This window comes from Mesorhizobium sp. M0598 (assembly GCF_040320865.1).
Classification (GTDB): Bacteria; Pseudomonadota; Alphaproteobacteria; order Rhizobiales; family Rhizobiaceae; genus Mesorhizobium.
Map to the genome: position 1 here is coordinate 335,473 of NZ_JAMYQL010000002.1, position 23,504 is coordinate 358,976.

Consider the following 23,504-nt stretch of genomic DNA (forward strand, 5'->3'; position numbering starts at 1 on the left):
CCAGATTGCGCCAAGACGCATGGCGATCAGGCTCCGCCAGGATAATTCGGGCTTTCGCGGGTAATCGTGACGTCATGGGCGTGGCTTTCACGAAGTCCGGCATTGGATATCCGCACAAAAGTGGCGCGCTCGCGGAAATCGGCAAGGTCGCGGCCACCGACATAACCCATAGCGGCTTTCAGGCCGCCCGCAAGCTGGTGCAGCACGCCGGACACAGGTCCTTTGTACGGAACCTGCCCTTCAATGCCTTCCGGGACCAGTTTCAGCGTGTCGCGCACCTCGGCCTGGAAGTAACGATCGGCGGAGCCGCGTGCCATGGCGCCGACCGAGCCCATGCCGCGATAGGCTTTGAAGGAGCGGCCCTGGTGCAGATAGACCTCGCCCGGGCTCTCGTCCGTGCCGGCCAGCAGCGAGCCGATCATCGCCGCGCTGGCGCCGGCGGCCAGTGCCTTGGCGAGATCGCCCGAATATTTGATGCCGCCATCGGCAATGACCGAAACGCCGGATTTCTGCGCCGTCTCGACCGCCGACATGATCGCCGAGAGCTGCGGCACGCCGACGCCGGCGACGATGCGGGTGGTGCAGATGGAGCCTGGTCCGATGCCGACCTTGACCGCGTCGGCGCCGGCGTCGATCAGCGCCAAGGTGCCTTCCGCGGTGGCGACGTTGCCGGCCAGGATGCGAACCGAGTTGGACAGCTTCTTGGCCCGCGTCACCGCATCCAGAACGCGCTGCGAATGACCGTGCGCGGTGTCGATCACGAGAAGGTCGACGCCGGCGTCGATGAGGCGCTCGGCCCGTTCGAAACCGTCATCGCCGACGCTGGTGGCGGCGGCGGCGCGCAAGCGCCCCTGCGCATCCTTGGTGGCGTGCGGGTTGAGCTGCGACTTCTCGATGTCCTTGACCGTGATCAGCCCGACGCAATTGCCGTCCCGATCGACCACAACAAGCTTCTCGATGCGGTGCTGATGGAGCAGCCGCTTGGCCTCGTCCTGATCGACGTTCTCCTTGACCGTGATCAGGTTCTCGCGGGTCATCAGCTCATAGACCTTTTGCGCCGGATCGGACGCGAAGCGGACGTCGCGGTTGGTCACGATGCCGACGAGCCGGCCGACCGTGTGGCCGCCGGTGCCGCCGTTCTCGACCACCGGAATGCCCGAAATGCTGTAGGTGCGCATCAGACCCAGCGCATCGGCAAGCGTCGCCTCGGGACCGATGGTGACCGGGTTGACCACCATGCCGGACTCGAACTTCTTCACCTGCCGCACCTGCTCGGCCTGTTCGGCCGGCGAGAAATTGCGGTGGATGACACCGATGCCGCCGGCCTGGGCCATGGCGATGGCGAGCCGCGCCTCGGTAACCGTGTCCATGGCGGCCGACAGGATCGGCACGTTGAGGTCAATGTCGCCGGCGATGCGGGTGCGGATGTCGGTCTCGCCGGGCATGACCTCGGAATGACCCGGCTGCAGCAGCACGTCGTCAAAGGTCAGCGCCAATGCGCCGGTGGACGTCTCGATGATTTTTGCCATGGCCAGCCCTCGGAATGCAGGAAAGGCGCTCGCCCTGATGGACAGCGCCGACTCGTCTTCTTCCCTTTCAGGATTGGCGCTGGCTCGTAACACGTCCCGTCGCCGTTGAAAAGCCGATGGTTGTGTAGTGGCAAAGCTGCATTTGCCGCAGGTGATGCAAGACTTGCGGTCGCACAAACGTGACAGCAAATTAATGCGACATTCGGGCCCAGCCATGATAACCGCCCTACCTGTCGGTTTGGCCCCAAGGCCGGCAAGCAATAGCGATGCACATTTCAAGGCCGGATCCATCGTGAACCGCACCATTCCGCTTATCCTGGCGGTCGCTCTATTCATGGAAAACATGGATTCGACCGTCATTGCGACATCGTTGCCGGCGATCGCCATCGACATCCACACCAGCCCGATCGCGCTCAAGCTGGCGCTGACCGCCTATCTGGTATCGCTGGCGATTTTCATTCCGATCAGCGGCTGGATGGCCGACCGCTTCGGCGCCAAGAATGTCTTCCGTGCCGCGATCGCCGTGTTCATCGTCGGTTCGGTCGCGTGCGCCATTTCCAATTCGCTGCCGGCTTTCGTGGTGTCACGTTTCCTGCAAGGCATTGGCGGCGCCATGATGACGCCGGTCGGACGCCTGGTGTTGGTACGCGCGACGCCGAAAAGCGAGCTCGTCGCCGCCATGTCGTGGCTGACTGTCCCGGCTCTGGTCGGCCCCCTGGTCGGCCCGCCGGTTGGCGGCTTCATCACGACCTATTTTTCCTGGCACTGGATTTTTCTGATCAATGTGCCGATCGGGCTGATCGGCATCTGGCTGGCCACGCGTTTCCTGCCGAAGACCGACGCCGCGCAGACGCCGCCGCTCGATCTCGTCGGTTTCGTGCTGAGCGGGCTGGCGGCATCGGGCATCGTGTTCGGCCTGTCGGTGGTCAGCCTGCCGGCTCTGCCGCCAGTTGCCGGCTTTATCACCGTTGCCGTCGGGCTGGCATCGGCGGTGCTTTACCTGCTGCACGCGCGCCGTGCCAAGAATCCGCTGCTGGCGCTCGAGCTGTTTCGCAATCGGGTGTTCCGCTCGTCGGTGCTCGGCGGCGGACTGTTCCGCATCGGCATTGGTGCCGTACCTTTCCTTTTGCCGCTGATGTTCCAGATCGGTTTCGGGCTGACGCCGTTCCAGTCCGGCATGATCACCTTCGTCTCGGCAATCGGCGCCATAGGCATGAAATTCGTCACCGCGCTGATCTTCAGGGTCGCCGGCTTCCGCCGGGTGCTGATTTCAGGCTCGCTCATCGCTGCCGCGTCAATCGCCATCAACGGCCTGTTCACACCCGACACGCCCTACGGGCTGATCCTCGCCATGCTGCTCGCCGGGGGCTTCATCCGCTCAATGTTCTTCACCGGCATCAATGCGCTTGCCTACGCCGAGATTTCGGCCGCCGACACCAGCAAGGCCACGCCGATCACGGCGGTGTTCCAGCAGTTGGCGATCGCACTCGGCGTGGCGCTGGCCGGCGGCATCCTGGAAGTGTCGACCAAGATCCATGGCGGCCCGCTGACGCTGAGCGACTTCCACACCGCCTTCTTCATCGTAGCGGCGGTGTCGGCGGCAGCCTCGCTGTCGTTCATGCGGCTGGCGCCGGACGCCGGCAATGCCGTGTCGGGACATGGCAGGTTGACGCCGCCGAAGACGCTGGAGCCGGTGAGCCCGCCGGGGAGTTGAGGAACCCTTCCCTTCTCCCCTTGGGGGAGAAGGTGGATCGGCGCGCAGCGCCGAGACGGTTGAGGGGTGTTGGAAAAAATGAGGCGTCGGCGTTCCCTGGAACACCCCTCATCCGACCTCGCTTCGCGAGGCCACCTTCTCCCACAAGGGGAGAAGGAAAGGGCGCTACCCCTTGAAATCCTTCGCCAGCAAATACAGCTCCACCGATTCGTCGCGTGAGGCCGGCGGCTTGACGTGATGGACCGAGCGGAAATTCCGCTTAAGCCTGGCCAGCAATTCGTTTTCGGCGCCGCCCTGAAAAGTCTTGGCGAGGAAATGTCCGCCCGGCTTCAATACCGACAGCGCGAAATCGGCCGCCACCTCGCAAAGATGCATGGTGCGGATGTGGTCGGTCCGTTTGTGGCCGGTGGTGGGTGCGGCCATGTCGGAAAGCACGATGTCGGGCTGGCCGCCCAGCGTCTCGGCCAGCTTTTCGGGTGCCTGCGGATCGAGGAAATCCATCAGCAGCACCGGCGCGCCCGGCACGGCGTCCATCTCGAGATAGTCGATGCCGACGACGTTAGGGTGTTCCGCGGTCGACTTGGTACGCGCGGCGGCGACCTGGCACCAGCCGCCGGGTGCCGCACCAAGGTCTATCACCTTCATGCCAGGCTTGAGCAAATGGTGCTTGTCGTCGATCTCGATCAGCTTGTAGGCGGCGCGCGAGCGATAGCCGTCGGCCTTCGAGCGCTGGACATAGGGATCGTTGATGTGGCGCTGCAACCAGCGGCGCGACGATTCCTTCAAGCCGCTTTTCTTCTTGATCTTCGTCTTCAGCACGCGAATGCCGGCGGAGCTCGGTCTTTCCGGTTTCTTGGTCATTGCCGGCCCCGCCCGCTGTTGCGCCAGACGCCGTCATCGGCCATCAATTCGCTCAATATGCCTTCGCGCAGGCCGCGGTCGGCGACACGCAGCCGCTCCGACGGCCAGACGGCACGGATCGCCTCCAGTATGGCGCAGCCGGCCAGAACCAGGTCGGCGCGGTCGGCGCCGATGCAAGGGTTGGCGACGCGCTGCTGGAAATCCCAGCCGACCAGCTTTTCGACCATGCGGTCAACGCTGTCGCGATCCATCCACAGCCCGTCGACGCGGCGGCGGTCGTAGCGTTCGAGATCGAGGTGGACGCCGGCCAGCGTCGTCACTGTGCCCGAGGTGCCGAGCAAATGGAATTTCGGGCTGGACAGGAGGTGGCTCAGCCGGTCGCGCCCGTCGAAGGCGCGCAGCCGTATTGCGACATCCTCGACCATGTCGCCAAAGATCTCACGCGTCACCGTGCGGCCGCCAAAACGCTCGGCCAGCGAGACGACGCCGACCGGCAGCGAGGTCCACGAGACGATGTGGTTGGCGAGCCTTGGCGAGCGGTGGCCGGTGAGGTCGATCAGCGCGATTTCGGACGAGCCGCCGCCGATGTCGAACAGCACGACGCCTTGCGTGTCGCGCTCGACCAGCGAACCGCAGCCCGACACCGCCAGCCGCGCTTCGGTCTGGCGGTCGATGATCTCGAGCTTCAAGCCGGCCTCGCGCTCGACGCGCTCGAGGAACTCGACGCCGTTGGCGGCGGTGCGGCAGGCCTCGGTGGCTATCAGCCTTGCCTTCCTGACCTTGCGGTTGCGCAATTTGTCGCCGCAGATCTTCAGCGCTTCGACCGCGCGGTCCATTGCAGCCTCGCCAAGCCGGCCATTGGCGGTAAGGCCCTCGCCCAGCCTGACAATGCGCGAGAACGCATCGATGACGCGGAACTGGCCATGACGCGTCGGCACCGCGACCAGCAGGCGGCAATTGTTGGTGCCGAGGTCGAGCGCGGCAAACACCGGCAATTCCTGCAGCGGCGGCGATGTGCGGGCACCTTGCTCCGGCCTTGGCGAGGCTGGAGGCAATTGCGCGAGCGAAGACGGGGAAGCGATCGAAGCCGCTGGCTGGGGTAGGCGCGCGGCCGGGGCCTCGTTGGCGACGGGCACCGAAGTGCCTGTTATCACCGGACGAGCCTCGTCGCGTGCGAAAACCTTGCGCCCGCGCCGGCGCTTGCGCCGTTTCTTGGGTTTGCCGTTCTGATGCGGGCCGTTCTGGCCCTTGTGGTCGTGGGACGTGTCGCCAGCCTGTCCGTTACCCGACCGGGGCTGCATCTGACGGCCGTAGCGTCCGGTGGATGGGCTTGCCTGGCCGGACGGCGTCGGCGAACCCCTGGACACGCCCACTTCCGGCGCGCCAGCGCCGGCTTCGTGGTCTTCCACTGTCGTTCCTTCCGGCGCCGCGCGAACCGGAGACCGGACGCAGCAGGCGCTTTTACATGTTCAAGTTGCCGCCAGACTATCAGCGCACGGCCGGATCACCAAGAGCGCTCGCGGCGAATTTTGCCGGCGGCATGAAAGCCGGCGACGTCGGTGAGCCCTTGTCCCCTTGGGAGAAGGGAAGGCGCGAGCGCCACAACGCGCCTTCCCGGTTGAATAGCCGGCTTCAATGAGGCATTTCTGAAATGGAGGGGTAAATCATTCGGGAGCGCGGGCGGTTTGCCTGCTGCGAAAACGGGTACGGGCTGCAACGCATGATCGTCAGGCCATGAACTGGAGGCGCTATTTCTGGCCCGTCATCGGCATCGCCGCGGTGGTGTTCTCGCTGTGGCTGCTGCTGCACGAATTGCGCGGCATCTCGCTTGACGATGTCTGGGCCGGCATAATCGCCATCCCGGCGCGCGGCTGGGTGCTGGCGGCGCTGAGCTCGGTCGTCGCCTATGCCTCGCTCGCCGGCTACGACCACATCGCGCTGCTGCACATCGGCAAGAAAGTATCGTGGCTGTTCGTCACCTTCTGCTCGTTCACCACCTACGCGCTGTCGCACAATATCGGCGGCTCGGTGTTTTCCGGCGCGGTGATCCGCTACCGCGCCTACGGCACCAGGGGGCTGACCGGCCAGGACGTCGGCATTCTGGTGGCGATCTGCTGGATCACCTTCGTGCTGTCGACGCTGTTCGTCTCAAGCATCGTGCTGCTGCTCGAGCCCGAGGTGATCGACCGGTTTTCCGGCATACCGCATCATCGGCTGTCGCAAGCGGCAGGGCTCGCCATGCTGCTCGTGGTGGCGGCCTATGTCTTCGGCAGTTGGCTGCATCTGAGACCACTCAGGATCGGCAGCTTTCAGCTGCACTACCCGGCGCTGCCGATCGTGGCGCGGCAATTGCTGGTCGGCCCGATCGAGCTCCTGGCGGCAGCGGCGATCATCTTCTTCGCCCTGCCCGCCGCCGGCAATCCCGGCTATTTCGTCGTGCTCGGCGTGTTCCTGGTGTCGTTCTCGATCGCGCAGATCTCGCATGCGCCGGGCGGGCTGGGCGTCTTCGAGGTGGTGTTCCTTGCCGGCTTGTCGCATATGGACCAGGTCGGCGTGTTGGCGGCGCTGCTGGTGTTCCGGCTGTTCTACCTGATCATCCCGCTGCTGATCGCACTCGGCGTGGTGCTGTTCTTCGAGCACTCGCAATACAGCCGCAGCGAGAGTTGAAGCGCCGGAAGCCGACGATTGAACCCAGACACAGGGTTGACTATTTTCCGGCGGCGGCTACAAGGCACGCGCGGCGACATCGCCGCCCTGCCCGCGCGGTTTTCAACAACCGCGCCTGCTGGGGAATAGGTTAACGGTAGACCCACGGACTCTGACTCCGTTAGTCCTGGTTCGAATCCAGGTTCCCCAGCCAACAAGGCAAATCAGAGACTTATGGCGATCGGGATTTTTCGTTTCCTGCAATTTCGTGCCGCGACACGCCACACTGTTAGCCGCTATCCAATTTGAACGACGGCAGGCGGCTGGTCCGCATCCGCTGCGGCTACTGCAAGAGCTCTACAATTATTTCCCCGATGATCTGATCCAGATTTTTGGCGATGTGGACATCGACTCGCTGGCTTACCGAATGAAAATGCGAAGACGGCAAGGATCACGGCAGGCTGGAAGTGGAGCCATTTTCCGCGACCAAGCGCGAGGCTGTCGGCCTTCGTATCCGCCGGCTGGGAATCAATCGTATTCCGGTATGGAGTGACGGATCGTAGGCAGGCTCTTGTGGCAAGACGGGGCCGCCCCGCTCGTATTCAAGCTCCTTCTGGCATCTTGTAAGGCTTGATGTATCCTCGACGTTCTAAATCGGCCCGGTCCTCGATTTTGGCCCCGTAAAGCTGTTGTCGAAGGTCCGATGCCTGATCCGGCCATAGTTGTTCTGCAATTTGCATCTTGTGAAACACCGAATAATCTCGGTATGGAGAAGGAAACCTGGTTAGCAATAGAAACATTGCGCCAAAAATACCGCAAATAAAGACATAGACAACAATTATTTTACTGTAAACTCCAAGAGATGACGCAATCCATATTTCCTTCATCAGAAGCATACTTATTGCGTACACGCATGCTATTATTACAATCAACAACATCAAATAACAATATACGAAATATTTTGAAGCAGCCGAATGAAAACCTGTAAAAACCAGATGTGGTATATTCGATGGAAAGTATTTCCCGATGGCAGTCTCTGGAATCAAAGCTGACTTCATAACATTGAGTATACCCCGAGGAAAAATCCGCTTGAGAAGGTGGGCTATAGCCCCGTCGACGATTGCTATGTTGGCCTGGAGGGTGGCCGCGTATATTCCGAGCGTGCTTGATATAGCGAGAAGAGATTCCGCAACACCTGGAGAGCTTTTAATAGAAATTCCATAGACGCTAACATCGGTTCCTAGGTGAAAGTAGTTCGCAACCAAAAAGGTAAAAAGTGATATATTTAAAATGGTGAATTTCCCACTTGACGACTTAAGATGATCCCTTCTGGCAACAAGCAAATCCAGCAACGATCGATCCAGCTTGCCGACATCATCATCGTCTACAAGTTCGAGGTCGTGGTCAATGATCTGGGCAGGACTCAGCCAGCGTCGCGGGAACATCGCATTGTAGCGCTTGCGTTCCCGAAGCCAAAAACCGAGGCGAGCAAAAGGAAAGCTGCACCAGAACCGAATTCGGTTCCAGGTTCGCGTCAGGACGGCTCGCCCTTTCGCTGCGCTGCTCGATAGGTTCACGGTGTCCCCCCGGGCCTTCTGGTCAGGATGCAGCGCCGGCGTCACCCCCGCAAGGGCGGCCTCGCGATTCCCACGGTTTATATCAATTCCTGCTTCGGCAGTGAATTACGGTGACAGTGCACTTTTTGCCATGCCGCCGCCTCAGCAGCATGGTGCACCTTGCCCGCGTTCCCGGTCTGCCAGAATATATGTTCCGCAAGAACTGCTCATCGAGTATTGCCGCGTCGCCGATGTTGCGGTTTTTCGATGCACCCGTGGGCCGAGAGCATCGCCGGACAAATCGGCAAAGCCGCGAAACCCGGAAACGAGCCAGGCGGCGAAAAGAAAATAGTGCACCGGAATTACGGTGACGGTGCACTTTTTACCATGTTCGCCCCGCCGCATGGTGCACCTTGCCCGCGTTCCCGGTCTGCCGCAGCACCGTACAGGCGAGCCAAAGTGTTTTCACGTCCGAAGACTATGCGTTCCACAAGGACCGCTCATCGAATATTGCCGCATCGCCGATGTTGCGGTTATCGATGCTGGGGGATGCGGCAGACCGGGAACGCGGGCAAGGTGCACCATGCGGCGGGAGCGACATGGGTAAAAAGTGCACTGTCACCGTAATTCCGCATGACAACCACCGCAAAATGCGGGTCTGGATGATGACCTCTGGCAGCCAAACCCCGTCCGCGTTAGAATGGGACAGGGGACATTCACCAACCCAGCAAGGGAGGTCCGCCATGAAAGTCAAAGACGCAATGCATAAGGGTGTCGACTGGGTCAGCCCCGAAACCGCTGTCACCGAACTGGCGAAAATGATGCGAGCCCAGGATATCGGGTCGATTCCCATTGGAGAGAACGACCGACTGATCGGAATGGTGACCGACCGCGATATTGTCTGCAACGGACTGGCAGAAGATGGTTTCGACGGCCGCATCGCAACGGCGCGCGATGTTATGACGGCCGGCATTCACTGCTGCCGCGAAGACGACGATCTGGCCAAGGCCGTACGGCACATGGAAGAACTGAAAATCCGCAGGTTGCCGGTGATCAACAAGAATATGCGGATGGTCGGCATCCTTAGCGTCGGCGACGTCAGTCAGTCGGCACCGAGGGAACTGGTGTCCGAATACGTCAAGAGCGTTTCCGCCCACCACCACTGAAGGGCGGCTCGCCCGTGCGCTAAGGCCTCAGTCTGCCGCCGCGCTGGCCACAGCGCGCCGGCAGAAATGTCCGGTCATCGAGGCCGTGGCGCACCGGAAAAGCCCGCCGGCCGAAGCCGGCTGGAGCGTCTGCAGTCGCCAGAGTGTGGGTAACTTTATGCAGCCTTCAGGTTAATCACCCGCATCACTGCGACCGCTGTTCCGTTGTTCGTAGCAGCCTCCTTCGTGCTACCCTTGCCGCAGCTCCATACGTCACCCTCCTTGGCCGTGAACTGCATGTCTCCGGCCGTGACCTGCAGCTCGCCTTCAGTGACCGTGCAGACCATATCGTCGGCCATGACATCCCCGAGCGGGCTAGTTGCCTTTGGTTGGTAGACGACGTCTTCCATGGCAATTTTCTTGTACCCCTTGATATGGGAGTCTCGTGTTCCCAGTTCGACGAGCCGAACGCCGGGAAAAATCTCTTTGCCATCAGTCGGACCGTAGGTCTTGGCCGCTACCGGAATGGGCTTTGCGACCAATAGCGGGGCCGCCAACGAGGTGGCACCAAGGGCGAGAGCATTACGTCGATTCATCTTCATACCATCCTCCCTGAGTTAGTTTGCCCGACCGGGCGAACCTGATATTTTACGCGCCCGTTCAGCCAAATAGTCAAAACACAATTGGGCAAGCCAACGCCTGGCCTGCGCGCGTTCTGGCGTGCCGCTGTCCTACACCGCCGAAGTGCTTCGCGCGTCTTGGCGGCTCGCTGCGGCTGGCTGCGCATGGCCTGCCTGCCACACCTCTTGACTGTCCGAGCGGGTTAGACACTTTTTGCTGCGTGCCTTGAGAAAAGCGGTGCCGGGCACCTTGGTCAGCCGCGTGATAACCGACGAATGGGTGAGCCCTCACGTCGAAGAGAAAGAAGAAACAGCACCAGCTCTTGCTGGCCGCGCTGCCTAAAGCGAAACCGAAAATGACCTAGATTGTTGATGCGACGCGGGAAATTGGCCGCTAAGGATGAATTACGGTGACAGTGCACTTTTACCATGTCGCCTCCGCCGCATGGTGCACCTAGCCCGCGTTCCCGGTCTGCCGCATCCCCAGCACCGTACGGGCGAGCCAAAGTGTTTTCACGTCCGAAGACTATATGTTCCTGCTGATCGAGTATTGCCGCGTCGCCGATGTCGCGGTTTTTCAATGCGCCCGTGGGCCGAGAGTATCGGCGAGCAAATCGGCAAAGCCGTGAGAACCCGGAAAACGAGGCAGGCGGCGAAAAGAAAAATGGTGCACTGTCACCGTAATTCCTAAAACCTCTCCGGCAACCCTTCTATTCCCCGACAATGGACGTCGACGGGCGTGCCGAGGTTATCGGATCGGCATGACGAAGGACGATCCTCCACGCGCCTTCCTCGCGCCGGAATATGGTGGTGACTCGAAGCGCAATCGGCACCAGTTTGTTGCCACCACCGACCTTGGATTGGAACCGCTCGACCTCGATGATGTATCCCAAGTCGGCTGTCGCATACTCCGAGATGCGCTCAAAGCCGATGGCCTTGCCGTGCCGGTAATTGGTGGCGGCCCGTTCCATGATCTCAGCGGCCTTTCTCCATCCCTTCGCCGGCGGGCCAAAGGGATTGGCAATAATGACGTCGTCCTGTCGCGAGTAGAGGTTTTTCAGGGGCTCAGGATCGCCCTTTACGAAGGCATCCAGAGCCAGATGATCCTGCTCGATAAATTTCGTCAGGTCGGAGGCTAACATCTTAACATCGCCACATGACTAAAAAGAGAACTCTATCAAGCGCTTCATCCGCCCTTCGCCTCGGCGTTCGGGCTGCTGTCCGGAGTATAGATCAGAATTACGGTGAGTGCACCTTTTGCAATGTCGCCCCCGCCGCATGGTGCACCTGGCCGGCGTTCCCGGTCTGCCGCATCGCGGGCGTCGTACGGGCGAGCCAAAGTGTTTTCACGTCCGAAGACTATGTGATCCACAAGAACTGCTCATCGAGTATTGCCGCGGCACCGATGTCGCGGTTTTCGATGCACCTGTGGGCCGAGAGCATCGCCGGGCAAATCGGCAAAGCCGTGAAACCCGGAAAACGAGTCAGGCGACGAAAAGAAAATAGTGCACTGTCACCGTAATCCTACAAGGCACGCGCGGCGACATCGCCGCCCTGCCCACGCGGTTTTCTCCAACCGCGCTTGCTGGGGAATAGGTTAACGGTAGACCCACGGACTCTGACTCCGTTAGTCCTGGTTCGAATCCAGGTTCCCCAGCCAAACGTAGCCGCAAAGCACGAACTTCTATCGAAGCTTCCTCGTGGGTGACTTCAACAGGTTGATACCCGCTGCCTATTTCATCGATCGATCGAACTGAAGTGAATAGCGGGCGGCCATTCAGGGCCAAAACCCGCGCCTTTATGCGAATTCGAGGCGCTTAGCTATATGGCGACGGGTGTTTCCCTTATCCAAAAGGCCCACCAACATCAAAGAACACGTAGTCCAAAGACCCAATGCCATCCAATACCAATATAGTCCTCGCCAGTTGTGCGTGTACCATTCGTAGCCAAAAGCCTGCAAGCTTGGAGCCAGGGCACTAAAAAACACGAGTGTCGCCAACAGTGGTATGCCTCGGACTTTTAGTTTGTAGCGTATAGTAACCCAAGCCAAAAAAACGATTGTAGGCAAAATCGCCACCGTCAAAGTATCGAACCAAAACTTTGGCGTTACGACGGAGTATGGAGTTTCTCTAGGTGAAGATACAGCTTGTATGCCAGCAATCACCTCAAGGCTGTCTAGAAAGCAAAAGGCAAAAGAAAATATTAGAGCGATAACAACCTGCTGCAAGCACGCCACCCTCACGCAATCCCCAATGGTATCGTAAGTATCATCCGACTTTCGCCTCGCCGTATAAATAAAGAAACCAAGATATAGAGGCACAAGGAAGCAGAAAATATACCGTAACACTTGAACAGTGCCTCCATAAGGCTCGTAAACCCATTCGAACAAAGATGGAGACCACGCCTGCTCTATTCTAACAGGCTCGCTTGCACGATAAGCAAACAACAAGATGAATAACGCGCACATGACCGCAAAGGCTGGGACTGCCAGTAGAATCACCTTCCAGTCGGTTGGCGTGTCGTCCTGCGGAGCCAGTCCTCCGCCAATGTTCAAGCCGATGAGAATGGATTCGATGCCACGCTTGAGGCCGATCTTCCTAGTGTTATTCGTCGCTGCATAGATTAAGGTATATGCGATCTTCTGCTGCGGCGTGGCCGCAGCCAATTCCTCTCTGAGAGGAACCTCGACGCCTAGCAGCACGCCTATCTGTTCTCGCAGCTTTGCATAGTCATTGTTAAAGGCGCGAAGCGATGCTCTTGAGGCCTCCAGCGCAATATCGTCAATGTGCTCTTCCACGCCGGTTGAGCGAATAAACAAGCCTTGGAGCCCGATGATTGGCATATTAACGTACGGTGCAAATAGGAATAGTGCTGCCAATAGGCAAAACAGTGGCGATAAATATGAAACACTAATGAAATAATTTTCAAACGCACTTGTCACGCCATCATGATAATCAACAGGAAGAAATCCGTTGATTACTTTCGGCGCAAATTCTTTTACCAACGCGACAATTGCTTCCTTTGATCTCCAACATACAATCAAAAACAGCGCCGCGATCGGAAGTGAAGCCAAATATGAAACTAGATGTAGAAAATTGCTTGAAAGATATTTACGAAGCGGGAAATACGACGAAGGTCGTTGCGGATCAAACTCTGTCACGCGCTCAGAAATAGCGCCGACTTGGATCCAAAAGATCACGAGGGCAGCGAAAGCAGCGATCGCTGCGTATATAACGTCTCCTCCCAACATCACAACGATTCCTAGCTACAAACGCCGTTTACGCAAGAAACTGCCAAAGCTGACTCCGAAAGCCCAAGCGACAACCCAAAAATTGTCGCCACAACAAAATATATCACACAGCGCATGAGAATTCTCCCCAAAAAATGAGAAAAAACTCTGTCATAGTTTGTTAACTTCCGCAAGAAATTTATTACGAAAATCCCCGTCGCCACAGCTTTGAGATACACGATTGCTGTTGGCCAACAGCTCGACTGCCCGAAACTATTCTAGCCCATGGGCTCCGAATAGGTACGGGATACACGAGACGGTCTAATCAGAATCTACAGTCCTTCAATTCAGCCAGCTCGTTAGTTGCGGCAGCAATGCGGACGGGTTCGGGGCACCAGCGGGATATGTCGACAATGTAGGCGTCAGGGTGGCCATACTTAAGCTTAGGAAGTGCATCTGAAGCGTACGCACGCGTGCCGAACAGGGCAACAGACCGCCAGTATCCTTGTCTCTTAAAGAGCAGGAAGGGATTGGCCACGCTAGACTGCGCCTTCCTAACCTCATCCATTGCCGCCTGGGTGGTTGCATCGGCACCAATGACCACTCCGTACCCGACCGCGGGCACCATGTCTGGCTCAGCAATAATCTTAGACGCCTGAGCAGCTACCGTAGTGGCGGATGCGACTTGCGCTGCACTTTCTTCGTTTGTCTTGGTAATCCTGGTGTCCAGCGCTCGCGTTTCGAGAGGGCTTGAGCTCGAGGCGCGTAATCGGTTGTTGGCCTCATCAAGCTGTGACTTGGCCGTAGCAACCAACGCCTGTAGCTCCTGAACAGAGCCTTTCAGCTTGTCGTTTTCCGACCTGAGGTCGCGTCCAGTCTGCTCCAGCTGTGCCAGCCGATCCGGTATTGCGTTCGCGTCGACGCCGGCGATCAGCATGCGTCCATCCTGGGTGAGCTTGACCGCACTTCCGGACAGTGCGAGATCAACGATCTGCACCTTGGACCCGAGGATATTGATCTCCGAACTCCGGACGCCGAACCGCTTGAGTAACGGAATGAAGTCAGGATGCAAGATCGCGATTATGACTGCCGAGCTGATTAGGATTTTCAGAAGGACGTTGAGCCACGCGTGAGCGGCGTCTGCCCAAATTCGCGCGCCTGGCTCGTTCACGCCGAGTGTCTCAGTTTCCGACATCCTTGCCTCCGGCTGTCCATGCAGTCTAATCGAAGTGGCCGTCGTGTGCGTGGCTGAACTCGACAACCGCTCATTTCAGCCTGTCGTTGGTCAGCCAGCCGATTACGGGATCAGTCTTTTGCCCCGTCGCCGTCACGAAGAGATCATCGCTCTGCGAGTCCTTGAGCGCACGAAGCGCCTGCTCCACGGACGCCCCCTGGGGGATGAAGCCGAATTGGACGGCATCGGCCGCGTTGTTCCCAATCTTCAGATAATCGTCAATTGTCAGCGCCTGTGCCTTGAGCTTTCCGGCTTCATCGATCCAATCGGCGGGAATGTTCTTACGTCGGATCACGAAGATGGGAGAGCGAGCTTTGTCGAAGACAATGACGCGCGTTGTTTGATCATTGAAGCGCGAGAATACATCCGACACTAAAGTGGTGCGCACGCCTCCCCGATCGACCTCAAGCTTGGCGATCTTCTCATAGGGGATCATGCGCGATGAGGCGAAGGGCAGGTGCGCATTTGGTGGATTGGCGGCGAGGAGTGCCGCCTCCGACGCTTGCTTGAAGCTCTCATTGGTGAAGTAGAACGCAAGGACCGTACCCACCCATGTCGCGAAGACCGGAAGAGTGGCGGTGAAAATGCTCATTAGGATCGAGTCGAGCTTCGTGCGGATCACGTTTTCGGGCCCTGTGGCGGTGCCTAGTTGCCAAAATACGACGATCAGGAGCGCGGACAGCGCCGTAATGGCAAGCGTCCCGACTGTCAGCACGATCGGTGCGATACGCTGGCGCATCCACGTGTCGGAAGCGGTGGGGTCGGGCACTGCTGGTTGCGCCGAGACGACCGGCCCTATGGCGAACCGGGAAACAACCATCACAACCCCCGAGATGGCCACGATGGCGCCGAAGTTTGTGAGCTTCTCGAAGCCGCCCCAAGGCAACCTAGGAACTTCGAGAACGCTCACGCCTGTCACAAAGGCAAGAAGGCCAATGCAAAACGGAAGATAGCGACGGAATAACTCCTCGACGGCCATCATCATTCCTTTCGACCAGCAGAATTCATCCCTCGTCCTTAAGACCGAATATCCGCATGGGCCCGACGCTCAACCAAAAATTCTCGCCTTTCATACCCCTGATCAGCCTCGGCCTTGGTGATGATCCCATCTCGATTGGCGCCCACTTTTCCGTTGGCTGCCGCCGGCGCTGAATCGCGCTGCAGTCAACTAGCATCCGAGATGAGCAGCAACTGCCAACCACGAACCACGGCTCCATAGAATTCACAGCCGCTTGTAATAAACAAACTGCTGATATTTAGCCTGTCGTATAGCTCAGGCACGCATAATATTGCTTGCCGTAGGCAGCAACGAGGTCTGCCCTTTCGAGACCGTTTATGATGCGCCGGGCCTCGCGCCATTTTTCTTTGGCGCCTGAGAAGAAATCGCCAAGCTTGGCTCCTGTGAAGGAACCTTTGTCCATCCCCTTGAACATGATGTCGGCCGCAGTCGCCGTGTTCATCGCGAGGCTTGGGTTCGTGGCCAAATTAGGGTCCGTAAGCGCCGCCATTTTGAGATAATTGGCCTTATGCGTCAGTTGAACAAAACCTCGTCCGAGCCACGATATCCCTTGGGGATCGAGCTGCCAGTACCGCTCTTTTACCCAAGGCAGCTTTCCCGCCGCAAACGCCTTGTCGAGGATCTTTATGGCTTGAGCGTCGGTGCTGGCAAAAGTTTCCCTTACGGGTTGCATTGTTCGACCAGTTTCGTGATGTGCGGTGCCGAACATATAGGCGAGCCAACGGTCGTCGGCCTTCGGCATCTCATGTTCCCATTTGTCAAGAATCAATGTGATGCCGCTCACTTGCGAGCTCGACATTTTGCCGCCGAAGAGCCCCAGTCGCGCGTGGTCAAAAAAGAAGTTTCTGTTGATTGCCATATCCCTAACCGCTCGCTGCGGCCTCCCGTTAGCTTTGATTTTCTGCTTCTGACAGTTCTCCACGCAATGGCCGCCGCCTTGCTATTGACCTGGTTCAACTCCTGCTCCAATCGTGGAACGGGAGGCATCAAGCGATCTCGACCGACCTCTCGGGCCTCCGGATGAAAGGCATCTGCATCCCGCGCCGAACCAGCAACGAATGCCCGATCCCAAGTATCTTCCGCACACTCGCCAGCGCCGCCTCATTCACCTCGATGTAGGCGACGATGTACCACTCGCCGTTTTCTTCCCTCGCCATGCCGATTGGCTCGGCCCGCCATTTGAGAGCGCCGTGGTGAGGCATGAAGTAGGTTTCCTGGACACCGCCGACGGCGCTGAGGCCCTCGTCGAGAGCGTACTCCATTACGGCGCAGCACAGCTGCGTCAGCGTGCCCCTCAGTCCGGCAGTTCGCTTGTCGGGAACGACGAATGTGCGGGTCCATTCGGCCCAATCGGGACGTCTTGGGACGCCCGATTTTTCGCACATGTGAGAAAAAACCTCCGAGACCATGTGCGGCTCGCTCGTTGGGATCAATCGAGCCGAAGTCACTACGCGATCGTCTTCAATGCCCAGCAGGTATGTCGCCGCGTCGGTATCGAATTGATCCAGCTCGCGACCATCCGGGCTCGGAGGGCGCCAACGTTTTTGATGCACGAAGAAATCGTGCCGGCGGCGCAGAAATTCGTCGAATTCGTTTTCGTAGAGATGCTTGTTATGCGCGTTGACTACGTGGGCCGTTATCATGGCGCGATCCCCCGATCGTTCTCGAAGGAATAGTCGCAGTCGCGCTAATATACGTCACCTGTCCGATGGGACAGTTGACGCGTTTAGGGATGGATCAGGCGCCGGCGCACCGCTTGGACGACCGCCTGCGTGGTCGTGGCGACGCCAAAAGCTTCGCGGGCCCGCGTTGAGTGCCATTTGACCGTGCGTTCGGTCAGGCCGAGGATTTGGGAGGTCTCCGATGAGGTCTTGCCGGCGCCGAAATGGTAGGCGCCCCACAATAATTTGGCAGCATCGGACGACGCCCGAAATGTCGGCAACGCCGTTAGTGTCCCGCTCCTTTTTAGTGAACTACTCCGCCGTGTGCCGATGACGTCAGGGCTCCCCGTCGATGACAACCCAAGCGTTGTCGATGGGTTGTCCGTTATGGTGGGGAAAGGCACTCCCTGCGAATGTTTGAAGGTCAGTGATTGCGGCCATAACTCGATCGCGGCTGTCACCAAAAGGTATGTTGGTGTTGCCGCTCGCCAAGGCGCTAGTCAGGTTGAGGCAACCGATACTTGCCAGAAATCCATGGCCAGGATGTATAAGGATTTCTCGACGATTCCCCGTTTGGCGCAATTCCAAGCCGGGCTTGGGGGTCTGGTCAGAGTCATTGCTGATCAAATAGCCTATAGTCACATAGTGTGAGCCTGCCTGAGTGGCCAAGGGATATTTTCCCGCCTCGATCCTTCGTCCGTTTCCTGCCACTTTATTGTCGCCTGGGCCTTTGGCTTCGACCGCAGTACCTTCGAGATTCTTTTGGGAAATGCCGTTGTGATAGATTTGATATTTGCCAACGGTACGTTTTCTGCCTTGTCTCTGCTGGACGCTCAGCCGGATTATGTGTAATTCCCATCCCAGTCCTGCGATTGGCATATGTTCCTCCCGTGATACCGACGAAATGGTCAACAAACTTTTTATACTGGCCCGTGAACCCGCGCCGATTTCGGGCAGAACTAAGTTCTATAGCGCAGGCAGAGCAAGAAGACCCATGCTCGCACCCGTTAATGCCTTGTTGATTGCACCCCAAAGCACACTGACTGCGGCATTCCACACTTTTTCTAATGTCAGAATGGTCAGTGCCGCTACGTCATTGGCCAAACCTCTAACGGAGTCGGCCAATTGATCGGTAAACAAGCGCTGCAGGGCAGAATCATGCTTTAGCGCGCCTGCTATACTGCTTTCCGCGATCCACGCAGCTTGGTGTGCCATCATTTTGGCTTGCTGCGTGACCAACGCCGATATTTTGGTCCACCCCTGCTTTGCCTGCTTCTGGATCGCATCGACCAAAGCATTAGCAGTAGCGTTTACATCAACAATAGCGGCCAAGAGTATCTCCTATCGCTGCAAGGCAGTCTCGAACACCAGAATTCGGCTCATTTCTATTTCGTATTGGCCCTTGAAGCCGCCTTGGCCGTTAAACCCTGTGACCAACTCACTGACGAGTTCTCCCTGCTGGTGAGTGTTACGCATTGCGCTCAACAACGCGATCACCTTGTCCAGATGGTGAGGCGTTGGGTTGACGCAATTCGATGGCTCATTCCCGCACACCCCATTCAAGTGAGCGATACCTAGAAGCCGCTGGCTGGGAGCCGGAACATCGCGCGAAGCGGTCGCTACACGCGCGGCCGAAAAGCCCCCGATAAGCTGGTCATAAGTCGCCTTATGCTTGGAAAAATCGCCTGCTGTGCCGCCGTGGGACAGGGAGGCCAAGAGCGTCTCAGTTTTCACGTTAAGGTCGGAGATACTGGTGAGTGTCGCTTGGTCGTAAGCCGGTGAGAGTTGGATCGAACAACCGGAAACGATCGAAACAACAATTATGAGTAAGACGGCGGCGGATTCGACAAAAAAACGGTATGACTGCCAAGACACGCAATACAATTTATGCATCAGATCATCACCTAGTGGACGCCGATTACTCTAAACTTTATTTCTAGGCGGCCTTGCTAAGTTTCTGTGCATTTTCGATGAAAGGCATCTGCGTCCCCCGCCGAACCAGCAACGAATTCCCAATCCCAAGTATCTTCCGAACACTCGCAAGTGCCGCCTCATTCACCTCAATATACGCCACGATGTACCACTCGCCGTTTTCTTCCCTCGCCATGCCCATCGGCTCGGCGCGCCATTTGAGGGCGCCGTGGTGCGGCATGAAGTAGGTTTCCTGGATGCCGCCGACGGCGCTGAGGCCTTCGTCGAGAGCGTATTCCATCACCGCGCAGCACAGCTGCGTCAGCGTGCCCCTCAGTCCAGCAGTGCGTTTGTCGGGAACGACGAATGTGCGCGTCCATTCGGCCCAATCGGGACGTCTGGGGACGCCCGATTTTTCGCACATGTGAGAAAAAACCTCCGAGACCATATGCGGCTCGCTCGTTGGGATCAATCGAGCCGAAGTCACTACGCGATCGTCTTCAATGCCTAGCAGGTATGTCGCCGCGTCTGTATCGAATTGATCCAGCTCGCGACCATCCGGGCTCGGAGGGCGCCAGCGTTTTTGATGCACGAAGAAATCGTGCCGCCGGCGCAGAAACTCGTCGAATTCGTTTTCGTAAAGATGCTTGTTATGCGCATTGACTACGTGGGCCGTTATCATGGCGCGATCCCCCGATCGTTCTCGCAGGGATACTCGCAGTCGCGCTAATATACGTCACCTGTCCGATGGGACAGTTGACGCGTTTAGGGATGGATTAGGCGCCGGCGCACCGCCTCGACGACCGCTTGCGTGGTCGTTGCGACGCCAAAAGCCTCGCGAGCCCGTGTCGAGTGCCATTTGACCGTACGCTCGGTCAGGCCGAGGATCTGCGAGGTTTCCGATGAGGTCTTGCCGGCCGCGGCCCACAAGAGCACCTCTTTTTCGCGGTCGGTCAGCACGCCCTCATGGTCGTCATCGTCATTGGCCAAGGCCTGGATCGACATGCCCGCGTAGACCGCCATCGTCACCAGTTGCACCTGATGGCGCGGCGACAGGGTGCAGGCCTTCGCGGAAGAGGCAAACGACAGCACGGATTGCCAATGGTGAACGCTAAGCATCGGTACGGCGAAGCCGCTACAGATGCCGAACTCCGTCGCCTCGCCGGCAACGCGTCGTGAGCCCTCCGTATCCGACCACTTTGCCGGGACTTCGGACCAGAGGAACGGCTTCAAGGTCTTTGCCGAGTAAACGCAAACGCCGTCGACGGCGGCATGCTCGGCCTCGACATAGCGCTCGAACCAGCCGGCCGGCCAGCCATTCAGTTCGACCATCGGTGCAAGCTTCTGCCCGCCAAGCGGCACACCGCTCAGGATAAGGTGCTCGAAGCCGAGATTTCGCACGGTTTCGAGCAGGTCGCCCAGAAGCGGCCCGGTAGCTGTGTGCTTCCTGCAGCGTTCGACAAAGTCGAACACGTCTGAATCGATCATGACAGAGACCCCCCGTCTCCACGCCCGAAAACAAAGCTTACCTTAAATTAGTGACTTCGAATATCCCAATAAGTGCGTCCGCGACGCAGGACGCGTGGACCAAAATCAGCTAAATCAGCCAGACGTGATCAGCGAAGCAGGACCCCAAGCATGACGCCAGCATTGCCGAAACGAAACGAGCCGTTCCGGGCCGGCGAAACCGCGCTGCTGCTGGTCGACATGCAGCGGGTCTGGCTGGAGCCGGGCGCCGATCCGGCGCATCCGGAGCGCGGTCCCGACCACTATTTCTACCGGCAGACGGCGTCGCAAACGATCCCCAACCAGGAGCGCCTTCTGGCGGCGGCGCGGGCCAACGGCGTCGAGGTGATCCATACCATCATCCAGAGCCTGACCGAAGACGGCCGGGACCGCTCGCTCGACCACAAGCTGACGCCGATCCATGTCGCGCCGAGCCGACCGGAAGGTCTGCCGGTGCCGTCGCTGGCGCCGGTCGGCGACGAGATCATGCTGCCGAAGACGTCGTCGGGCGTCTTCAACTCGACCAACATCGACTATGTCCTGAAGAACCTCGGCGTGCGTTATCTGATCGTCGCCGGCATCATGACCGACCAGTGCGTCGACATGGCGGTGCGCGATGCCGCCGATCGCGGCTACCTCGTCACCTGCGTATCGGATGCCTGCGCCGCCGCCTCGCAGGAGCGCCATGATGGCGCGCTAAAAGCCTTCGGTGGCTATTGCTGGGTCACTGATACCGCCACCGTTACGGGCCGTTTCGAAGCCTTGGGAAAAGCTGCATGACCGTCGAACCGCTGGTTGCCGTCGTCACCACCGATCTGTCGGCGATCACGCGCGGCCGCTCGGTCGTCGAAAGCAAGCTGCAGAAGATCGCCGCGACCGGCGTCGGCTGGCTGCAGGCCAATCTGTCGCTGACGCCGTTCAACTCGATCGTCGATCCCAATCCATGGGGTTCGTCCGGCGATGTGCGGCTCATTCCCGATCTCAACGCGCGGTTTCGCACGGCGCTGACCGGATCGGCGACGCCTTTCGACATGGTCGCCGCCAACATCGTCGAACTCGACGGCAGCCCGTGGGTCGGCTGTACGCGGACCATGCTCAAGGATGCGCTGGCGGAGTTGAAGGCAGCGGCCGGGCTTTCCGTCATCGCCGCCTTCGAGCATGAATTCCATATCGAGGGCGACTTTGGGCCGGCTCATTCGATGTCGTTGGCAGCACTGCGCCGCGCCGACCCGTTTGCCGCCAATCTGATGGCGGCGCTGGCGGAAGCCGGCGTCGCGCCCGAAGTGGTGATCGCCGAATTCGGCACCGACCAGTTCGAGGTGACGTGCGAGCCGGCCGATGCGCTTGCCGCGGCCGATCGCGCCGTCGCCATCCGCGAGATCACGCGCGAAGTCGCGCGATGTGCCGGCTGGCGGGCCAGCTTCGCACCCAAGATCGCGCCGGATGCCGTCGGCAACGGCGTCCACATCCATTTCAGTTTCGTCGACGAGGCCGGCAAGCCGGCGACCTGCGACCCGGCCCAGCCTGGCGGCCTTTCCAGCCGTGCCGCTTCGTTCTGTGCCGGCGTGCTGCGCCACCTACCCGCGATCACCGCCATGACGGCGGCAAGTGTGTCGTCCTACTACCGGCTGAAGCCGCATAGCTGGAGCTCGTCCTACACCTGGCTTGCAGATCGCGACCGCGAGGCGAGCCTGCGCATCTGCCCGACGGTGACGATCGGCGGGCGCGATCCGGCGCGGCAGTACAACATCGAATACCGGGCAGCCGACGCCACCGGCAATCCCTATTTGTCGCTGGCGGCGATCGTGCGCGCCGGGCTGGAAGGGCTGAAGGCCAAGCTGCCGGCGCCGCCGCTTGTCTCGGGCGACCCGACGCTGATGAGCGTTGCCGAGCGCAAGAAGCTTGGCCTCGTGCGGCTGCCGGAAACGCTGCCGGCGGCACTCGATGCGCTCGTCGCCGACAAGACCGTCACCGGATGGTTCGCGCCGGTGTTCGTCGAGACTTTTGTCGGCCTCAAGCGGCATGAAACCGAGCGCCTCGCCGGTCTCGACCCAGTGGCGGTCTGCGATCTCTACCGGACGCTGTATTGATGGCTGAGCCGCTTGCTAACGCCATCCTACCGGAAGGTTGGCTTCCAGCGGTCGAAGCGATCAACGAAACGGGGCGTTCCGATATCGTTCTGATATGCGAGCACGCTTCCAATCATATTCCGGCAGAGTATGCGCGGCTCGGTCTCGACAGCAGCCATTTACAGCGCCATATCGCCTGGGACATCGGCGCCGCCGAAGTGACCCGCGCTCTGTCGAAGCTGCTCGATGCTCCGGCTTTCCTCAGTTCCTATTCGCGGCTTTTGATCGATCTCAACCGGCCGCTTGGTTCCAGCGGCAGCATTCCGGCGCTATCGGAGGACACCGGCATCCCCGGCAATGTCGGCCTCGATCCGGAGGAACGAAGCCGGCGTGCCGAAGTCATGTTCGCACCGTTTCATGACCGCGTGGCCGCCCATCTCGACGACCGGGCGAAGCAGGGCAGACCGACGCGGATCGCGACGATCCACTCCTTCACGCCGGTCTTCCTCGGCATTGCGCGGCCCTGGCACGCCGGCGTGCTTTACGATCGGGCGGTCGATTTCGGCCAGGCAGTGCTTGCCGGCCTGCGCGCCGACAGTGCGCTCAACGCCGCGGCAAACGAGCCTTACGTGATCAGCCGCGACGGCGACTACGCCATACCAGTCCATGGCGACGATCGCGACATTCCGGCCATCCTCATCGAGATCAGGCAGGACCTGCTGGCGGGCCGCTCCGGCATCGAGGAATGGGCGAAGCGGCTGGCCACAGCATTGCCGGCACAGCTGACTAAGGAGTCGTGAAAGAG

At 59.3% G+C, this 23,504-nt stretch carries 22 protein-coding genes, 2 tRNA genes and 1 pseudogene; 8 read left to right on the forward strand and 17 right to left on the reverse strand.

Going from position 1 to position 23,504, the window contains the following annotated elements:
• Positions 1-26 precede the first annotated feature (26 nt).
• The gene (gene guaB, locus NKI59_RS04765) at positions 27-1,529 is read right to left on the reverse strand and encodes an IMP dehydrogenase (protein ID WP_352681673.1); all 1,503 of its coding nucleotides are present in this window, start codon (positions 1,527-1,529) and stop codon (positions 27-29) included.
• Between the two features lie 292 nt (positions 1,530-1,821).
• Between guaB and NKI59_RS04770 the strand changes: the two genes are divergently transcribed.
• Entirely contained in the window at positions 1,822-3,243 is a 1,422-nt protein-coding gene (locus NKI59_RS04770) for an MFS transporter (RefSeq protein ID WP_352636844.1), read from the forward strand.
• Between the two features lie 165 nt (positions 3,244-3,408).
• Here the strand turns inward: NKI59_RS04770 and NKI59_RS04775 are convergent, their stop codons facing one another.
• On the reverse strand, positions 3,409-4,104 hold the full coding sequence (locus tag NKI59_RS04775) for an RlmE family RNA methyltransferase (RefSeq protein ID WP_023674449.1): 696 nt from the start codon (positions 4,102-4,104) through the stop codon (positions 3,409-3,411).
• The gene (locus NKI59_RS04780) at positions 4,101-5,513 is read right to left on the reverse strand and encodes a Ppx/GppA phosphatase family protein (RefSeq protein WP_352702650.1); all 1,413 of its coding nucleotides are present in this window, start codon (positions 5,511-5,513) and stop codon (positions 4,101-4,103) included. Before NKI59_RS04780 ends, NKI59_RS04775 begins: the two co-directional genes overlap by 4 nt.
• Positions 5,514-5,838: 325 nt before the next feature.
• Here NKI59_RS04780 and NKI59_RS04785 point away from each other — a divergent pair, with 325 nt between their 5' ends.
• On the forward strand, positions 5,839-6,771 hold the full coding sequence (locus NKI59_RS04785; RefSeq protein WP_352702652.1) for a lysylphosphatidylglycerol synthase domain-containing protein: 933 nt from the start codon (positions 5,839-5,841) through the stop codon (positions 6,769-6,771).
• A 119-nt stretch (positions 6,772-6,890) separates the two neighbouring features.
• Positions 6,891-6,964, forward strand: a tRNA-Gln gene (locus NKI59_RS04790).
• 388 nt (positions 6,965-7,352) lie between these two features.
• Here the strand turns inward: NKI59_RS04790 and NKI59_RS04795 are convergent.
• Positions 7,353-8,327 (reverse strand): hypothetical protein, encoded by a 975-nt coding sequence (locus tag NKI59_RS04795; RefSeq protein ID WP_352702654.1) that lies wholly within the window; start codon positions 8,325-8,327, stop codon positions 7,353-7,355.
• 722 nt (positions 8,328-9,049) lie between these two features.
• Here NKI59_RS04795 and NKI59_RS04800 point away from each other — a divergent pair.
• Positions 9,050-9,472 carry a CBS domain-containing protein gene (locus tag NKI59_RS04800; protein ID WP_023674444.1) on the forward strand — a complete coding sequence of 141 codons (423 nt, stop codon included), beginning with the start codon at positions 9,050-9,052 and terminating at the stop codon, positions 9,470-9,472.
• A 155-nt stretch (positions 9,473-9,627) separates the two neighbouring features.
• On the opposite strand, the gene NKI59_RS04805 is transcribed toward NKI59_RS04800, so the two are convergent.
• Together NKI59_RS04805 and NKI59_RS04810 are read right to left on the reverse strand one after the other, a co-directional pair.
• Entirely contained in the window at positions 9,628-10,053 is a 426-nt protein-coding gene (locus NKI59_RS04805) for a hypothetical protein (protein ID WP_023674443.1), read from the reverse strand.
• Between the two features lie 728 nt (positions 10,054-10,781).
• Positions 10,782-11,213, reverse strand: a complete 432-nt coding sequence (locus tag NKI59_RS04810) for a YybH family protein (protein ID WP_352702657.1) — start codon at positions 11,211-11,213, stop codon at positions 10,782-10,784.
• A gap of 444 nt (positions 11,214-11,657) precedes the next feature.
• Here NKI59_RS04810 and NKI59_RS04815 point away from each other — a divergent pair.
• Positions 11,658-11,731, forward strand: a tRNA-Gln gene (locus tag NKI59_RS04815).
• Between the two features lie 138 nt (positions 11,732-11,869).
• Here the strand turns inward: NKI59_RS04815 and NKI59_RS04820 are convergent.
• The 11 genes and pseudogenes from NKI59_RS04820 to NKI59_RS04870 all read right to left on the reverse strand — a co-directional run bounded on the left by NKI59_RS04820 (position 11,870) and on the right by NKI59_RS04870 (position 20,612).
• The gene (locus NKI59_RS04820) at positions 11,870-13,321 is read right to left on the reverse strand and encodes a hypothetical protein (protein ID WP_352702659.1); all 1,452 of its coding nucleotides are present in this window, start codon (positions 13,319-13,321) and stop codon (positions 11,870-11,872) included.
• Positions 13,322-13,625: 304 nt separating this feature from the next.
• The gene (locus NKI59_RS04825; protein WP_352702661.1) at positions 13,626-14,495 is read right to left on the reverse strand and encodes a hypothetical protein; all 870 of its coding nucleotides are present in this window, start codon (positions 14,493-14,495) and stop codon (positions 13,626-13,628) included.
• A gap of 70 nt (positions 14,496-14,565) precedes the next feature.
• Entirely contained in the window at positions 14,566-15,513 is a 948-nt protein-coding gene (locus tag NKI59_RS04830; RefSeq protein WP_352702664.1) for a hypothetical protein, read from the reverse strand.
• 277 nt (positions 15,514-15,790) lie between these two features.
• Positions 15,791-16,411, reverse strand: coding sequence for a hypothetical protein (locus NKI59_RS04835; protein ID WP_352702666.1), 621 nt, complete (start codon positions 16,409-16,411; stop codon positions 15,791-15,793).
• Between the two features lie 127 nt (positions 16,412-16,538).
• Positions 16,539-17,195 (reverse strand): acyl-homoserine-lactone synthase, encoded by a 657-nt coding sequence (locus NKI59_RS04840; protein ID WP_352702667.1) that lies wholly within the window; start codon positions 17,193-17,195, stop codon positions 16,539-16,541.
• Positions 17,196-17,278: 83 nt separating this feature from the next.
• Positions 17,279-17,431 (reverse strand): annotated as a pseudogene (locus NKI59_RS04845) (LuxR C-terminal-related transcriptional regulator); the annotation flags it as partial.
• A 118-nt stretch (positions 17,432-17,549) separates the two neighbouring features.
• Positions 17,550-18,092, reverse strand: a complete 543-nt coding sequence (locus tag NKI59_RS04850; RefSeq protein WP_352702671.1) for a hypothetical protein — start codon at positions 18,090-18,092, stop codon at positions 17,550-17,552.
• A gap of 87 nt (positions 18,093-18,179) precedes the next feature.
• Entirely contained in the window at positions 18,180-18,545 is a 366-nt protein-coding gene (locus NKI59_RS04855) for a hypothetical protein (RefSeq protein ID WP_352702673.1), read from the reverse strand.
• 9 nt (positions 18,546-18,554) lie between these two features.
• Positions 18,555-19,106 carry a hypothetical protein gene (locus NKI59_RS04860; protein WP_352702675.1) on the reverse strand — a complete coding sequence of 184 codons (552 nt, stop codon included), beginning with the start codon at positions 19,104-19,106 and terminating at the stop codon, positions 18,555-18,557.
• Between the two features lie 43 nt (positions 19,107-19,149).
• Positions 19,150-19,806, reverse strand: coding sequence for an acyl-homoserine-lactone synthase (locus tag NKI59_RS04865; RefSeq protein ID WP_352702677.1), 657 nt, complete (start codon positions 19,804-19,806; stop codon positions 19,150-19,152).
• A gap of 83 nt (positions 19,807-19,889) precedes the next feature.
• Complete coding sequence (locus NKI59_RS04870) at positions 19,890-20,612, reverse strand: LuxR family transcriptional regulator (protein WP_352681687.1); 723 nt, start codon at positions 20,610-20,612, stop codon at positions 19,890-19,892.
• Positions 20,613-20,762: 150 nt separating this feature from the next.
• Here NKI59_RS04870 and NKI59_RS04875 point away from each other — a divergent pair, with 150 nt between their 5' ends.
• From NKI59_RS04875 to NKI59_RS04885, 3 genes are read left to right on the forward strand one after another with little or no spacing between them, the layout of a single operon-like run.
• Positions 20,763-21,410: a cysteine hydrolase family protein gene (locus NKI59_RS04875; RefSeq protein WP_352681689.1), complete on the forward strand. Its 648-nt coding sequence runs from the start codon at positions 20,763-20,765 to the stop codon at positions 21,408-21,410.
• A complete protein-coding gene (locus NKI59_RS04880; RefSeq protein WP_352702680.1) occupies positions 21,407-22,720 on the forward strand; it encodes a type I glutamate--ammonia ligase in 1,314 nt (437 codons plus the stop codon). The genes NKI59_RS04875 and NKI59_RS04880 overlap by 4 nt, the downstream gene beginning before the upstream one ends.
• Positions 22,720-23,499 carry an N-formylglutamate amidohydrolase gene (locus NKI59_RS04885; protein ID WP_352702682.1) on the forward strand — a complete coding sequence of 260 codons (780 nt, stop codon included), beginning with the start codon at positions 22,720-22,722 and terminating at the stop codon, positions 23,497-23,499. The genes NKI59_RS04880 and NKI59_RS04885 overlap by 1 nt, the downstream gene beginning before the upstream one ends.
• The last annotated feature ends 5 nt before the right edge of the window (positions 23,500-23,504 follow it).

Coding starts and splice junctions, on each gene's coding strand:
- NKI59_RS04875 (WP_352681689.1), top strand. CDS start 20,763: ATGACGCCAGCATTGCCGAAACGAAACGAGCCGTTCCGGGCCGGCGAA.
- guaB (WP_352681673.1), bottom strand. CDS start 1,529: ATGGCAAAAATCATCGAGACGTCCACCGGCGCATTGGCGCTGACCTTT.
- NKI59_RS04825 (WP_352702661.1), bottom strand. CDS start 14,495: ATGTCGGAAACTGAGACACTCGGCGTGAACGAGCCAGGCGCGCGAATT.
- NKI59_RS04885 (WP_352702682.1), top strand. CDS start 22,720: ATGGCTGAGCCGCTTGCTAACGCCATCCTACCGGAAGGTTGGCTTCCA.
- NKI59_RS04775 (WP_023674449.1), bottom strand. CDS start 4,104: ATGACCAAGAAACCGGAAAGACCGAGCTCCGCCGGCATTCGCGTGCTG.
- NKI59_RS04785 (WP_352702652.1), top strand. CDS start 5,839: ATGAACTGGAGGCGCTATTTCTGGCCCGTCATCGGCATCGCCGCGGTG.
- NKI59_RS04860 (WP_352702675.1), bottom strand. CDS start 19,106: ATGCATAAATTGTATTGCGTGTCTTGGCAGTCATACCGTTTTTTTGTC.
- NKI59_RS04840 (WP_352702667.1), bottom strand. CDS start 17,195: ATGATAACGGCCCACGTAGTCAACGCGCATAACAAGCATCTCTACGAA.
- NKI59_RS04865 (WP_352702677.1), bottom strand. CDS start 19,806: ATGATAACGGCCCACGTAGTCAATGCGCATAACAAGCATCTTTACGAA.
- NKI59_RS04850 (WP_352702671.1), bottom strand. CDS start 18,092: ATGCCAATCGCAGGACTGGGATGGGAATTACACATAATCCGGCTGAGC.
- NKI59_RS04830 (WP_352702664.1), bottom strand. CDS start 15,513: ATGGCCGTCGAGGAGTTATTCCGTCGCTATCTTCCGTTTTGCATTGGC.
- NKI59_RS04835 (WP_352702666.1), bottom strand. CDS start 16,411: ATGGCAATCAACAGAAACTTCTTTTTTGACCACGCGCGACTGGGGCTC.
- NKI59_RS04870 (WP_352681687.1), bottom strand. CDS start 20,612: ATGATCGATTCAGACGTGTTCGACTTTGTCGAACGCTGCAGGAAGCAC.
- NKI59_RS04810 (WP_352702657.1), bottom strand. CDS start 11,213: ATGTTAGCCTCCGACCTGACGAAATTTATCGAGCAGGATCATCTGGCT.
- NKI59_RS04805 (WP_023674443.1), bottom strand. CDS start 10,053: ATGAAGATGAATCGACGTAATGCTCTCGCCCTTGGTGCCACCTCGTTG.
- NKI59_RS04800 (WP_023674444.1), top strand. CDS start 9,050: ATGAAAGTCAAAGACGCAATGCATAAGGGTGTCGACTGGGTCAGCCCC.
- NKI59_RS04820 (WP_352702659.1), bottom strand. CDS start 13,321: ATGTTGGGAGGAGACGTTATATACGCAGCGATCGCTGCTTTCGCTGCC.
- NKI59_RS04880 (WP_352702680.1), top strand. CDS start 21,407: ATGACCGTCGAACCGCTGGTTGCCGTCGTCACCACCGATCTGTCGGCG.